General features: G+C 71.9%; 10 protein-coding genes. 6 read left to right on the top strand and 4 right to left on the bottom strand.

From position 1 onward, the window contains the following. Positions 1-50 precede the first annotated feature (50 nt). From ilvA to ACIP4Y_RS15440, 3 genes are all read left to right on the top strand, one after another. Positions 51-1,280, top strand: a complete 1,230-nt coding sequence (gene ilvA / locus ACIP4Y_RS15450) for a threonine ammonia-lyase (RefSeq protein WP_401392942.1) — start codon at positions 51-53, stop codon at positions 1,278-1,280. A gap of 120 nt (positions 1,281-1,400) precedes the next feature. Beyond that, the gene (locus tag ACIP4Y_RS15445) at positions 1,401-2,408 is read left to right on the top strand and encodes an ATP-binding cassette domain-containing protein (RefSeq protein WP_401392939.1); all 1,008 of its coding nucleotides are present in this window, start codon (positions 1,401-1,403) and stop codon (positions 2,406-2,408) included. Then, complete coding sequence (locus ACIP4Y_RS15440) at positions 2,405-3,262, top strand: ABC transporter permease (RefSeq protein WP_401392936.1); 858 nt, start codon at positions 2,405-2,407, stop codon at positions 3,260-3,262. The genes ACIP4Y_RS15445 and ACIP4Y_RS15440 overlap by 4 nt, the downstream gene beginning before the upstream one ends. 98 nt (positions 3,263-3,360) lie before the next feature. Here ACIP4Y_RS15440 and greA read toward each other — a convergent pair whose 3' ends face one another. Continuing rightward, entirely contained in the window at positions 3,361-3,858 is a 498-nt protein-coding gene (gene greA, locus ACIP4Y_RS15435) for a transcription elongation factor GreA (RefSeq protein WP_401392933.1), read from the bottom strand. A 189-nt stretch (positions 3,859-4,047) separates the two neighbouring features. Continuing rightward, a complete protein-coding gene (locus ACIP4Y_RS15430) occupies positions 4,048-4,446 on the bottom strand; it encodes a DUF4307 domain-containing protein (RefSeq protein WP_401392930.1) in 399 nt (132 codons plus the stop codon). A gap of 159 nt (positions 4,447-4,605) precedes the next feature. Between ACIP4Y_RS15430 and mca the strand changes: the two genes are divergently transcribed. Together mca and ACIP4Y_RS15420 are read left to right on the top strand one after the other, a co-directional pair. Further along, the gene (gene mca / locus ACIP4Y_RS15425; RefSeq protein WP_189301806.1) at positions 4,606-5,487 is read left to right on the top strand and encodes a mycothiol conjugate amidase Mca; all 882 of its coding nucleotides are present in this window, start codon (positions 4,606-4,608) and stop codon (positions 5,485-5,487) included. Further along, a complete protein-coding gene (locus ACIP4Y_RS15420) occupies positions 5,480-5,728 on the top strand; it encodes a hypothetical protein (protein ID WP_401392927.1) in 249 nt (82 codons plus the stop codon). Before mca ends, ACIP4Y_RS15420 begins: the two co-directional genes overlap by 8 nt. 9 nt (positions 5,729-5,737) lie before the next feature. Here ACIP4Y_RS15420 and ACIP4Y_RS15415 read toward each other — a convergent pair whose 3' ends face one another. Next, entirely contained in the window at positions 5,738-8,944 is a 3,207-nt protein-coding gene (locus ACIP4Y_RS15415) for a tetratricopeptide repeat protein (protein WP_401392924.1), read from the bottom strand. A gap of 520 nt (positions 8,945-9,464) precedes the next feature. On the opposite strand from ACIP4Y_RS15415, the gene ACIP4Y_RS15410 reads away from it, so the two are divergent. After that, positions 9,465-11,498 carry a thioredoxin domain-containing protein gene (locus tag ACIP4Y_RS15410; protein ID WP_401392921.1) on the top strand — a complete coding sequence of 678 codons (2,034 nt, stop codon included), beginning with the start codon at positions 9,465-9,467 and terminating at the stop codon, positions 11,496-11,498. A gap of 433 nt (positions 11,499-11,931) precedes the next feature. Here the strand turns inward: ACIP4Y_RS15410 and ACIP4Y_RS15405 are convergent, their stop codons facing one another. Further along, positions 11,932-13,158 carry a glycosyltransferase gene (locus ACIP4Y_RS15405; protein ID WP_401393919.1) on the bottom strand — a complete coding sequence of 409 codons (1,227 nt, stop codon included), beginning with the start codon at positions 13,156-13,158 and terminating at the stop codon, positions 11,932-11,934. Positions 13,159-13,652: the final 494 nt, after the last annotated feature.

Genomic DNA, 13,652 nt, shown 5'->3' with positions numbered 1-13,652 from the left:
CAGCTTGGTCACACCCGTCGTGCGCAAACGTGAACTGCGATGCTGGAGTCATGAGCTACCGCACGGCCGACTCCTTGCGCTCCGTCACCCTCGACGACGTGCGCGGCGCCCGGAAGATGCTCTCGGGCGTCGCCCGCGTGACCGCGATGGAAGGCAGCCGGCACCTGTCCCAGCTGGTCGGCGCGCCGGTGCACCTCAAGTGCGAGAACCTGCAGCGGACCGGCTCCTTCAAGCTGCGCGGCGCCTATGTGCGGATCTCCGGGCTGCTGCCGGAGGAGCGGGCGGCCGGCGTGGTGGCCGCGAGCGCCGGCAACCACGCGCAGGGCGTGGCGCTGGCCTCCTCCCTGCTGGGCGTGCACTCCACCGTGTTCATGCCGAAGGGCGCACCGCTGCCGAAGATCAGCGCGACCCGGGAGTACGGCGCCGAGGTGCGCCTGCACGGCCAGGTGGTCGACGAGACGCTGCACGCCGCCCAGGAGTACGCCGCCGAGACGGGCGCGGTGTTCATCCACCCCTTCGACCACTCCGACGTCATCGCGGGTCAGGGCACGGTCGGCCTGGAGATCCTCGAGCAGTGCCCTGAGGTGCGGACGATCGTCGTCGGCATGGGCGGCGGTGGGCTCGCGGCCGGTATCGCGGTGGCGGTGAAGGCGCTGCGGCCGGACGTCCGGATCGTCGGCGTGCAGGCCGAGGGGGCCGCCTGCTATCCGCCGTCGCTGGCCGCCGGTCGCCCGGTGTCGCTGGAGAACCCGGCCACGATGGCCGACGGCATCAAGGTGGGGCGGCCGGGCGTGGTGCCGTTCGGGATCGTCGGCGAGCTGGTCGACGAGGTGCGCACGGTCAGCGAGGACCAGCTGTCGGCGGCGCTGCTGCTCTGCCTGGAGCGGGCCAAGCTGGTGGTGGAACCGGCCGGGGCCAGCCCGGTCGCCGCGCTGCTGGGCGCGCCGGACGCCTTCGAGGGCCCGGTGGTCGCGGTGCTCTCCGGGGGCAACGTCGACCCGGTGCTGATGCAGCGGGTGCTGCGGCACGGCATGGCCGCGCAGGGCCGCTACCTGGCCGTACGGCTGCGCCTGACGGACCGGCCGGGTGCGCTCGCCACGCTCCTCGGGGTGCTGTCGGCGGTCGACGCCAACGTCCTCGACGTGAGCCACGTCCGTACCGACCCCCGGCTCGGGTTCACCGAGGCCGAGGTGGAGCTGCACCTGGAGACGAAGGGCCCCGCGCACTGCGCCGAGGTCGGCCAGTCCCTGCGCGACGCCGGCTACACGGTCATCGCCTGACACCCGCGCCGGGGGCCCTCGGCAATCCACCACCCGTTCGAGTGAAGTGTCTTGAGAGACGCGATACATCGCGTTATGGTTTCCTCGCCACCCCGAATCCCCGACGACGTGGAGACAGACATGCCAGGCGCCATCTATGCCGAAGGCCTGGTGAAGACCTTCGGTGACGTAAGGGCACTGGACGGCGTCGACCTCGATGTGCCCGAGGGCACGGTCCTCGGCCTGCTCGGGCCGAACGGCGCCGGCAAGACGACGACCGTCCGCTGCCTGACGACCCTGCTGCGCCCCGACAGCGGCAAGGCGGTCGTCGCGGGCGTCGACGTGCTGCGGCACCCCGACGCGGTCCGCCGCTGCATAGGCCTGTCCGGCCAGTTCGCGGCGGTCGACGAGTACCTGACCGGCCGGGAGAACCTGCAGATGGTCGGACAGCTCTATCAGATGAAGGCGAGGGCGGCCCGGACCCGCGCGGCGGAGCTGCTGGACCAGTTCAACCTGGCCGACGCCGCCGACCGCCCCGCCAAGACCTACTCCGGAGGCATGCGCCGGCGGCTGGACCTCGCCGCGGCCCTCGTGGTCTCCCCGCCGGTGATGTTCATGGACGAACCCACGACGGGCCTCGACCCGCGCAACCGCCAGCAGCTGTGGGAGGTCATCAAACAGCTCGTCTCCGGCGGTACGACGCTCCTGCTCACCACGCAGTACCTGGAAGAGGCCGACCACCTGGCCCACGACATCGCGGTCGTCGACCACGGCCGGGTCATCGCCCAGGGCACCTCCGACCAGCTCAAGGCCCGCACCGGCGGCGAGCGTGTCGAGGTCGTGGTGCACGAGCGCGAGCGCATCGCGACCGCCGTGGAGGTGCTGCGCGGCTTCGGCAAGGGCGAGACCACGGTGGAGGAGCACACCCGCAAGCTCACGGTGCCCGTCACCGGCGGCGCCAAGCTGCTCGCCGAGGTCATCCGCGAGCTGGACACGCGGGGGATCGAGATAGACGACATCGGCCTGCGCCGCCCCACCCTCGACGACGTCTTCCTCTCCCTGACCGGGCACGCGGCCGAGACCACCGGCCAGGACGAGCAGACCGGCAAGCAGAACGGCAAGCAGACCGGCAAGGAGGCCGTGAAATGAGCGCCGTCACCGAGGCCGTGCCCGCCACGGCGCCCGGCAACCCCGTGGGCCGGTCCGTCCGCGACTCACTGATCGTTGCCAAACGCAATCTGATCCGGATGTCCCGCATCCCCGAAATGCTGATCTTCGGGCTGATCCAGCCCATCATGTTCGTGGTGCTGTTCACCTACGTGTTCGGCGGCTCGATGAAGATCGGCGCCAGCACCAGCGCGCTCGACTACAAGAACTTCCTGATGGCCGGCATCTTCGCGCAGACCGTCACCTTCGCCACCGCCAGCTCCGGCGCCGGCATAGCCGACGACATGCACAAGGGCCTCATCGACCGCTTCCGCTCGCTGCCCATGGCGCGCGGTGCGGTGCTGACCGGCCGCACCCTCGCCGACCTGGTGCAGACGGCGCTCACCCTGCTGGTCCTCGCCGTGGTCGCGCTGCTCGTCGGCTGGCGGGCCGGTTCCGACGGCCCCACCAACGCCGGCAAGGTCCTCGCCGCCTTCGCCCTGCTGCTCCTGCTCGGGTACGCGTTCACCTGGATCGGCGCGCTGATCGGCCTCACCGTCCGCACCCCGGAGGCGGCCACCTCCGGCGGACTGGTCTGGCTGTTCCCGGTGACCTTCATATCCAACGCGTTCGTGGACACCGGCAACATGACGCCGTGGCTGCGGCACGTCGCGGAGTGGAACCCGTTCAGCGCCACCGTGCAGGCGACCCGCGTGCTGTTCGCCAACCCCGGGCAGTCCGCCTCGGGCGCCTGGCCGATGGAGCACCCGGTCTGGGCCTCGTTGATCTGGTCGGTCCTGATCATCGTGGTCTTCCGCACCCTCGCGGTGCGCAAGTACCGCTCCGCGACCGCCTGACGCCGGCGGGCACCGGCCCGTGACACGGCCCGGGGCATGACAAAGCCCCCGGCGGCCCTGAGGGCCGCCGGGGGCCGGAAGCGATCCAGGGGCTTCGGTCAGCCCGTGTACGGCTCGGCCTTCAGGATCCGCACCGAGGCCTTCTTGCCGTTCGGCAGCTCGTACTCAGCGTCCTCGCCGACCTTGTGGCCGATGACGCCCGAGCCGAGCGGGGACTGCGGGGAGTACGTCTCGATCTCGGCGCTCGCGTACTCGCGCGAGGCGAGCAGGAACGTCAGCGTGTCGTCCTCGTCACCGTCGAAGGCGATCGTGACGACCATGCCCGGCGCGACGGCACCGTCCGCGGCCGGCGGCTCGCCGACCTTGGCGTTCTCGAGGAGCTGGGTCAGCTGGCGCACACGGAGCTCCTGCTTGCCCTGCTCCTCCTTGGCCGCGTGGTACCCGCCGTTCTCGCGCAGGTCGCCCTCCTCGCGCGCGGCCGCGATCTTGGCGGCGATCTCCGTGCGCGCAGGACCAGTAAGGTACTCAAGCTCGTCCTTGAGCTTGTTGTACGCCTCCTGGGTCAGCCAGGTGACGTTCTCGCTGGTCTGGGTCACAGGGTGCTCCTCGTCGGTACTGGGAATACAAAGCATCGCCCTACCCAGAAGCATGTTCCCTCTTGGATGGGCGAAACCACGAGCCTAACAATTCAATGGCGAAAGGGGGAGGACATAAGCCATCAGAATCACATCAGCGCAGGTCAGGGCCTACGCATTCCGGGTGAGCCCGGGAGGCGTCCCGGGCTGTCAGCCGGCGTGGCAGCCCAGCAGCTCGGCCGTCGTCCCCTGCGCCGTCGTACGGAGCGTGACGACCTTGTCGATCCGGGTGGCCGGACCGGAGAAGCGGAAGTCGGCGCGGCCCACCTCGGCGCCGTCGGCCGACTGGGAGCGCAGGGTGCAGTAGCCGGAGGCGCCGGCCTCCTTGCGGACCTCCAGATGCACCTTGACCGCGTCGTCGGAGGCCTTGAAGGTGATGACCTCGGCGCTGATCTCGTTCTGCGCGACGTAGTGGTAGGCGAAATAGCCGATCAGTGCGAGCAGCGCCGCGCCCAGCACCGAACCGGCGATCTTGAGCTTGCGGTCGGCGCGCTGATCCGAGGGACGGCCGTAGCGGCCCTCGGGCAGCCGCGTGCTCGCGGTACTCATGATCGTCCTCTCCGCGGAATTATTCGCCCCCCGATTCGGTCACTATAGAAGCCGCCCGCCCGCCGCCCGACCACCGCCCCTCAAGGACGCCCCTTCGGGGCGGCACCTGTTTGACTGCACCCCACGAGCCCGGGGCGCCGACTGACCAAGGATTGAGTCTTGACTGACCAACTGCGACTGATGGCCGTTCACGCGCACCCTGACGACGAGTCGAGCAAGGGCGCGGCGACCATGGCGAAGTACGTGTCCGAGGGGGTGGACGTGCTGGTGGTGACCTGCACCGGCGGAGAGCGTGGGTCCATCCTCAATCCCAAGCTGCAGGGCGACACCTATATCGAGGAGCACATCCACGAGGTCCGCCGCAAGGAGATGGACGAGGCCCGGGAGATCCTCGGCGTCAAGCAGGAATGGCTCGGCTTCGTCGACTCCGGCCTGCCGGAGGGCGACCCGCTGCCGCCGCTGCCCGAGGGCTGCTTCGCCCTGGAGGACGTCGACAAGGCGGCCGGCGAGCTGGTGAAGCAGATCCGCTCCTTCCGCCCGCAGGTGATCACCACCTACGACGAGAACGGCGGCTACCCGCACCCCGACCACATCATGACCCACAAGATTTCCATGGTGGCGTTCGAGGGCGCGGCGGACACCGAGAAGTACCCCGAGGCCGAGTTCGGGCCCGCGTACCAGCCGCTGAAGCTCTACTACAACCAGGGCTTCAACCGCCCCCGCACCGAGGCCCTCCACCAGGCCATGCTCGACCGAGGCCTGGAGTCGCCGTACGGGGAGTGGCTCAAGCGGTGGAACGAGATGGAGCGCACCGAGCGCACCCTGACCACGCACATCCCGTGTGCGGACTTCTTCGAGATCCGTGACAAGGCGCTGATCGCCCACGCCACGCAGATCGACCCGGACGGCGGCTGGTTCAAGGTGCCGCTGGAGCTCCAGAGGGAGGTCTGGCCGACGGAGGAGTACGAGCTGGCGAAGTCCCTCGTCGATACCTCCATCCCCGAGGACGACCTCTTCGCGGGCATCCGGGACAATGCCTGACATGAGCGCAAGCGTGAGCCTGGCAGTGACGCACCTCGTCCCCCTCGCCAAGGAGGTGGACGAGAACAAGGTCACCCCCGGTGTCCTCGGCTTCATCGTCTTCGCGGTGATGGCCCTGGCCGTGTGGGGACTGATGAAGTCGATGAGCAAGCACATGCAGAAGGTCGACTTCAAGGAGTCCCCGGACGCCGACGCGGAGCAGGCCAGGCAGAAGGCCGAATCCCCGGCCCAGCAGGGCTGACCGCGCAGGTCAGCGCCCCGCCGGTACCGCCACCCCCATCACCTCCCGGGCGTGGCGGTCCGGAGTCATGCGCAGACGCCAGGCCTGCCAGCCGGCCTCCAGCTGCACGCCCCGCTCCAGCAGCAGGGAGTACGCCGAGACGTAGTCGTCCAGCTTCTCGTCCCGCAGCGGATGCGTCGCGCGGGCCAACTGGGACAGCTCCTCCTGGGCGACCGCCGTGCCCACCTCCACCCCGCCCGGCGCCGCGTACGGCAGCAGGGTGCAGCGCAGGAAGCGGGCCCAGTCCTCGCCGCGCCGGTCGCCGTACGACGAGAACAGGGTGAGCGCCTCGTCGCACAGCGCCAGCGCCTGCTGCGTGCGCGCGTTGCCCGCGTCCACCACCGCCAGCTCCAGACAGGTCCAGGCCTCGCCGTGGGCCACGCCGATCCGCTGGAAGTCGGCGCGCGCGTCCACCAGCAGCTGCCGGGCGAAACCGGAATTGCGCAGCGAGCCGGTCTGCGCGGCCCGCTGGTCCCGGGTCGCCCGCGCCGAGTGGTGCCGGGCGCAGGCCAGGCCGTAGACGTCCCGTATCCGGGAGAACATCGTCCGGGACCGCTCCAGCTCGCGCACCGCCCGGTCCAGCTCGCCGGTCTCCTCCAGGGCCTGCCCCAGGTAGTACAGCGTCCACGCCTCGCCGCGCGCGTCCTCGTTGTCCCGGTGCCGCACCGCCGCCCGGCGCAGGCTCTCCACGGCGGCGGAGGCGTCGCCGTCCACCAGCCTGGCCCGGGCCAGCTGGGTCAGCGCCCACGCCTCCCCGCGGGCGTCGTGCGTCCTGCCGTACCGCTCCAGGGCCGCCCGCAGCTCCGTCTCCGCGCGCGGTACGTCCCCCAGCCGCAGCGCCAGCTGGCCCAGCTGGAAGTGCGCCCAGGCCTCGCCGTGCACCGAGCCGCCCTCGTGGTGCAGGACCAGGGAGCGGGTGAGCAGGTCCAGCGCCTCCGCCAGCCGGGCCCGGTCCCGCTGGACGGCCGCCAGCGCGTGCATCGTCCAGGCCCGGTCCGTCGCCAGCTCCGGCGCGGCCTGCAGGTCCAGGGCCTCCTGGAGCTTGGCGGCGGCCTCGGTGAGGTTGCCCTGGTGGTGCAGTGTGATCCCCAGTGAGGTCAGGGCGCGGGCCGCGCCGGCGTCGTGGTGGGCCTCCCGGTACAGGTCGACCACCGAGGCCAGTGTGGTGCGCGCCTTGTCCAGCTCGCCCAGCTGCCGGGCCGCGATACCGGTACGCCACTGCACCGAGCGCACCAGCAGGCCCTGGTCCACCGACTGCGCCAGCTCGTTGATCTCACCGAGCCGGTACAGGTCGCCGCGCAGCAGGCAGTAGTCGCACAGTGCGCCGAGCAGGTTCAGCACGGCCGCCTGGTCCACGCCCTCCGCGTGCCGCAGGGCCGCCGTGATGAAGCTGGACTCGTCGTCCAGCCAGCGCAGCGCCTCGTCGAGCGAGGGGAAGCCGTGCGAGCCGAACTGGTTCGACCGCGTCGACATGTTCCCGTCCACCAGGCGCAGCACCGCGTCGGCCAGCTCCGCGTAGTTCACGATCAGCCGTTCCTGCGCCGCCGCCCGCTCGGCCGGGTCCTCCTCGTCCAGCAGCCGTGCCTGGGCGAAGGCCCGCACCAGGTCGTGCAGCCGGTAGCGGCTGCCGCGCACATGGTCGATCAGGCCCGCCCGGGCGAGCGCCACCAGATGCCGGGTGGCCTCGGCCTCGTCGGTGGCGAGCAGGGAGGCCGCCGCCGCCGCGCCCAGCGAGGCCCGGCCCGCCAGCGCCAGCCTCCTCAGCAGCCGGCGGGTGGGCTCCGGCTGGTCGGTGTAGCGCAGCCACAGCGCCCGCTCCACCGGATCCACCGGGCCGTACGCGCCCAGGTCCGCGGCCAGCTGCCGGGGTGAGCGCGGGCCCAGTGCGGAGCCCGCGGTCCGCAGCGCCAGCGGCAGCCCCCCGCACAGCTCGCGGATCCGGTCGGCGGACTCGGCGTCGTACGGCCCCGAGGCGTCCTCCGCCGCCGCGCTCAGCAGCTCCTCGGCGCCCGCCGCGTCCAGTGCCGGGACCGGCAGCTCGTGCACCCAGGCCGGCAGGTCGGCGGGCAGGTCGAGGGGGGTGCGGGCGGTGACCAGGACCAGGCTGTCGGAGCGCTCCGGCACCAGGGCGCGCACCTGCTCGGGGTCCGAGGCGTCGTCCAGCACGATCGTCACCGGCAGACCGGTCAGATGCCGGTGGTACAGCTCGCCGAGCCGCTTGACCTGCTGGTCGGGGGAGGACCGCTCCCGGAACAGCAGCTGCTCACGGGGTGCGCCCAGCCGGTTCAGCAGGTGCAACAGCGCGTCCCGGGTGGACAGCGGCGCCTCCTCGCGGCTGCCGCCGCGCAGGTCCACCACGACCGCGCCCCGGAAGTGGTCGCGCAGCTCGTGCGCCGCGCGCACCGCGAGCGTGGTCCGGCCGGAGCCGGGCTCGCCGTGCAGCACGACCACCGTCGGCCGGGTCTCGGTGGCCGCGCGGGCCGCCTGCGCCCACTGCCTGATCCGCCCCAGCTCCGCCCGGCGGCCCGCGAACGTGCCGTCGGCCTCCGGGAGCTGCCCGAAGGACTGCTCCAGCACCGACCGCCTGCGGGCAGCCGCGCTCTTGTCCGTGCCGCGCAGCGCCGGGCCACCGCCGGTCTTCTTCGCGCCCGTGGAGGCGCTCAGTACCCGCTGCTGGTCGAGGAACGGGCGGATGCCCCGCACCTCCAGCGCCGTCAGCCACTGCAACCGCAGCTGCTCCGGGCCGCCGGGCTGGCCGGCCGCGCCCGCGCGGTGGTGGGCGGCCGGCAGATGCGCGCCGGCCACCTTCACCACGGTCGCCGCGGCGCCCACCACGGCCGCCGTGGCACCCGCGCCGAGGGCCGTGCCGGTGCCCGTGCCGAGGGACAGGTCGGCGACAGCGGCGGCGACGGCGGCAACGGCCGCCACCAGCAAGGCGGTTCCGGCGCCCGTGGCCGCGTACCGCTGCCCGAAGGTGAGCTGACCGGCCTCCGCCTCGTCCAGTGCGCGCGTGTAGGCGTCGTACTCCTCGCCGGCCGCCCCCGCCATCGCGTCCAGCGCGCCGCGCGCCCGGGCCAGCAGCACCTGGCCGTCGAGCCGTCCACCCGACCGCCGCACCTCCTCCTCCACGGCCCGCACCAGCAACCGCTCGGCTTCCGCCCGATGACCGTCCCGCATGTCCCGTCCCCCTCCGGCGGCAACTCCGTTCCCCACGAGTGTCCTTCGGGGGAGGCAGGATGGCGAGGGGGTCACGATCAGCGGACGTGGCGGGGGCTTGAGGAGGGTGGACGCGGTGGTGGGAATTCTCGTCACGGTGCTGGTGAGCCGGCCGGGGTCCTCGGACAGCAAGGCCGACACGGCCGACAAGGGCGTGGCGTCGGTGCCTGCACAGTCGTCCGCCGCTCCGGCCGGCACGGAGCAGTCGGTCGGCACGGAGCAGTCCGGTGGCCGGTCGGCAGCACAGCCCGGCAAGAGCGCAGAGGCGGCGAAGGCCGCGTTCGGGCCTCAGCGCGTCCACCGGTGGTGCCCCGGACCTGTTCGTACCGGACTCCCTCAAGGTCATCACAGCCCCGTTTGCCGGCCCGGCGAAACTCGAGGTCACCGTCTGGGCCTGACGTCCGCCGCGATCCGAGGACTGCCGTCCGACGCGGTCCGGGCCTGACGTCCGGTGGGCGGGGTGCTGCGGCAGGATGGAGGTATGGCGAATCGACTGGCCCATGAGACGTCCCCCTACCTGCTCCAGCACGCCGACAACCCCGTCGACTGGTGGCCGTGGTCCGTCGAGGCCTTCGACGAGGCCCGCCGGACCGGCAAACCCGTGCTGCTGAGCGTCGGATACAGCAGCTGCCACTGGTGCCATGTCATGGCGCACGAGTCCTTCGAGGACCGGGCCACCGCCGACTACCTCAACGAGCATTTCGTCAGCGTCAAGGTCGACCGCGAGGAGCGGCCGGACGTGGACGCCGTCTACATGGAGGCCGTACAGGCCGCCACCGGGCAGGGCGGGTGGCCCATGACCGTCTTCCTCACGCCCGACGCCGAGCCCTTCTACTTCGGCACCTACTTCCCGCCCGCCCCGCGGCACGGCATGCCGTCCTTCCGGCAGGTGCTGGAGGGCGTCCAGCAGGCCTGGACCACCCGGCACGACGAGGTCAGCGAGGTCGCCGGGAAGATCGTCCGCGACCTCGCCCAGCGGGAGATCGTCCGGCAGGCCGCCGAGGCGCCCGGCGAGCAGGAACTCGCCCAGGCCCTCCTCGGGCTCACCCGCGAGTACGACCCGCAGCGCGGCGGATTCGGCGGCGCGCCCAAGTTCCCGCCGTCCATGGTGCTGGAGTTCCTGCTGCGGCATCACGCCCGCACCGGCGCCGAGGGCGCGCTGCAGATGGCCCAGGACACGTGCGAGCGGATGGCCCGGGGCGGCATCTACGACCAGCTCGGCGGCGGGTTCGCCCGGTACTCCGTCGACCGCGACTGGATCGTGCCGCATTTCGAGAAGATGCTGTACGACAACGCCCTCCTGTGCCGGGTGTACGCGCATCTGTGGCGGGCCACCGGATCGGATCTCGCCCGGCGGGTAGCGCTGGAGACCGCCGACTTCCTCGTCCGCGAACTGCGCACTGAGGAGGGCGGGTTCGCCTCTGCCCTCGACGCCGACAGCGACGACGGCACCGGGCGGCACGTGGAAGGGGCGTACTACGTGTGGACGCCCGGACAGCTCCGTGAGGCCCTCGGTGAGGATGCCGAACTCGCCGCGCAGTACTTCGGCGTGACCGATGAGGGCACCTTCGAGCACGGGCAGTCCGTCCTCCAGCTCCCGCAGACGGAAGGCGTCTTCGACGCGGAGAAGGTCGAGTCCGTCAAGCGCCGGCTGCTCGACGCACGCGCACGACGGGCCGCGCCCGGCCGGGACGACAAGGTCGTCGCCGCCTGGAACGGGCTCGCCGTCGCCGCGCTCGCCGAGACCGGTGCCTACTTCGGCCGGCCCGACCTGACCGAGGCCGCCGTCGGCGCCGCCGACCTGCTCGTCCGTGTCCACCTCGACGAACACGCCCGGCTCGCCCGCACCAGCAAGGACGGCCGGGTCGGCCCCAACGCCGGCGTGCTGGAGGACTACGCCGACGTCGCCGAGGGCTTCCTCGCGCTCGCCTCCGTGACCGGCGAGGGTGTCTGGCTCGACTTCGCCGGGCTCCTCCTCGACCAGGTCCTCGCCCGCTTCGCCGACCCGGAGACCGGTGCCCTGTACGACACCGCCTCCGACGCCGAGCAGCTCATCCGCCGGCCCCAGGACCCCACCGACAACGCGGCGCCCTCCGGGTGGACGGCCGCGGCCGGCGCGCTGCTGAGCTACGCCGCCCACACCGGCTCCGAGGCGCACCGGACCGCCGCCGAGCGGGCGTTGGGGATCGCGAAGACGCTCGGGCCGCGGGTGCCCCGGTTCATCGGATGGGGGCTGGCCGCCGCCGAGGCGCTGCTCGACGGGCCGCGCGAGGTGGCGGTCGTCGGACCGGACCTGGACGACGAGCGGACGGCCGCCCTGCACCGTACGGCGCTGCTGGGTGCCGCCCCGGGTGCCGTCGTCGCCTGCGGCACTCCCGGCAGCGACGAGTTCCCGCTGCTCGCCGACCGCACCCTCGTCGACGGCGCACCGACCGCGTACGTCTGCCGCGGCTTCGTCTGCGACCTGCCGGTGACGGACCCGTCGGCCCTGCGGGAGAAGCTGACGGCCCGCTGAGCAGCGGACCGCATGCCGGGCCCCGCCCTCACGGAGCCCGGCCCGCCCGGCAACCAATCCCGGCCTCAGTCCTGCGGGCCCGGCACCGGATCCCGCACCGGCGGGCAGGGCAGTCCGCTGCTCAGCCCAGCGGATCCGGTACCGGTTTCACCGCCTCCGTCACCGCGGGTACCGCCGCAGGAGCCGGCGTGCGGACGCGTAGGCGTCGGTGGAGCCGGCGGTCCACGGCGAGGAAGCGGGCCGTGAAGAGCGACCCTCGATGACGACGATCCAGGGGGCCGTGGCGCGGCCGAAGCTCTCGAGTCGTCGGCGAAGACCACCTCGGCGCGGACGCCGGCCGGGACGGCGGCGGCGATACGGGTGGGCAGCGGGTGGACGTTGTCGGCCTCGTTGAACGTCGGGACGACGACCGAGTCATGGGCGGGCAGCGCCGTCACCGGGCCTCCCGCGGCTGCGGGGTCTGCACGGGCAGATGGGCGCCGACGTGGGAGGTCAGCTCCCAGTCGTGCCGCCCGGTGTACTCGCGCCACACGGCGCGCAGCGCGGCGGCGGCCAGGACGGCCGCGTACACGGGACCGCCGGCGATGAGCTTGACGTAGTGCCGGACGCCGATGCGGAAGCCGTACTCCTTGCCGAAGTCGTGCAGCGCCACGGCCTCGAAGACCACCATCGCGGCCATCGGGATCATGGGCAGCCAGGCGAACAGCGAGAACGGCAGCGGTACACCGCCGATCAGCGCGGCCAGGATGCCGAGCGGGATCATCACGCCGGTCGCGGCCTGCACGAACGGCGTGCTCAGGGTGTAGCGGGCGAGCAGCCGCTGGCCGACGCCGGGCAGCCGGCGCCACTCTCCCTTGCGCAGCACCTGCAGGAAGCCCTGGTTCCAGCGGGTGCGCTGCTTGTAGAGGCCCTTGAGGGAGTCGGGCGTCTCCTCTCTGGTGACGAGCGCGGAGTGGTAGGCGACGACGACCTTGGCGCCGCCGCTGGACAGCCGTACGCCCAGGTCGCAGTCCTCGGCGAGGCAGTCGCCGTCCCAGCCGCCGGTCTGCCGCAGCAGCTCGGAGCGGACGAAGACGGTGTTGCCGCCGAGCGGGATGAAGCCCTTGCGGGCGTGCAGGTGCAGCCGGCTGCGGAACCAGAAGAAGTACTCCAGGCAGTTGCGCAGGCTGTACCAGCTGCTCTGGTAGTTGATCAGCTGGACGCCGCCCTGGACGACGTCGGCGTTCTCGCGCCGGAAGGCGAAGTCGACGTGTCCGAGCAGCTCGGGGTGGACGACGTCCTCGGCGTCGAAGACCCCGATGACCTGCCCGCGGGCGTGCGGCAGGGCGGTGTTCAGAGCGCGCGGCTTGTTCTTCACCTTGTGGGTGTCGACGACCGTACGGACCTTCTCCGGGTGCTCTTCGGCGAGTTGCCCGGCTATGGCGGCGGTGCCCGGGTCGTCGTGGCCGACGATCACCAGGATCTCGTAGGACGGGTGGTCGATGCGGAGCATCTGCTCGACGGTGTGCCGCAGGACGGCCTCCTCGTGCCGGGCCGGGACCAGCAGCGAGAAGGACAGGCCGGGCTTGCCGTCGGGCTCGGCGAACGCCGTGGACTCGAGTGTCTCCGGGGTGCGCCAGGCATGGAGCATCCACCACAGCGTGACGCCGGCGGCCACCATCAGGACGACGGAATCGATGAACAGGACAGCGGAGACCACGAATTCCCCCCTTGGTTCCCTGGTCTTCCTCGTGCTCGCGTAGCGGAACGCGATCGTTCGGGCCCCTCTCACCCCCCGGTGCCCCGGGCCCCTTCGAACAGTAATTCCCCCGGCCTTCCGGGGGTGTTTTCCCGCGTGAAACCGGAGAACGATCGCAGCGAGCTTTCCAGCGAAGCTAGCAGGTTCGCCATTTCTCCCGCAATGCGGCCTCCGCACACGACCGGAACCTTATGTTCCGCACATCAGTGGGGTCGACCTGTGCCATGATGCTGCGGCCTGCCCGATTTCCAGGGGGTTCGAGGGGGAGGTCCCTGGGGTATATCGGGCCATAAGTGGGGGTGGGGGATTCCGCATGGGGACTGCCGTTGTTCTCCGGCCGGCGACACAGAATTCACAAGAGGACCGGCCCGCAGCACGCCGCACATTGTTTCGGACGGATTATTTCTGGGTTGCTC

Origin of the sequence: Streptomyces sp. NPDC088810, assembly GCF_044750305.1 — a bacterium.
In the GTDB taxonomy this organism is placed as follows: domain Bacteria; phylum Actinomycetota; class Actinomycetes; order Streptomycetales; family Streptomycetaceae; genus Streptomyces.
This window is presented reverse-complemented; position numbering and strand designations above follow the sequence as displayed.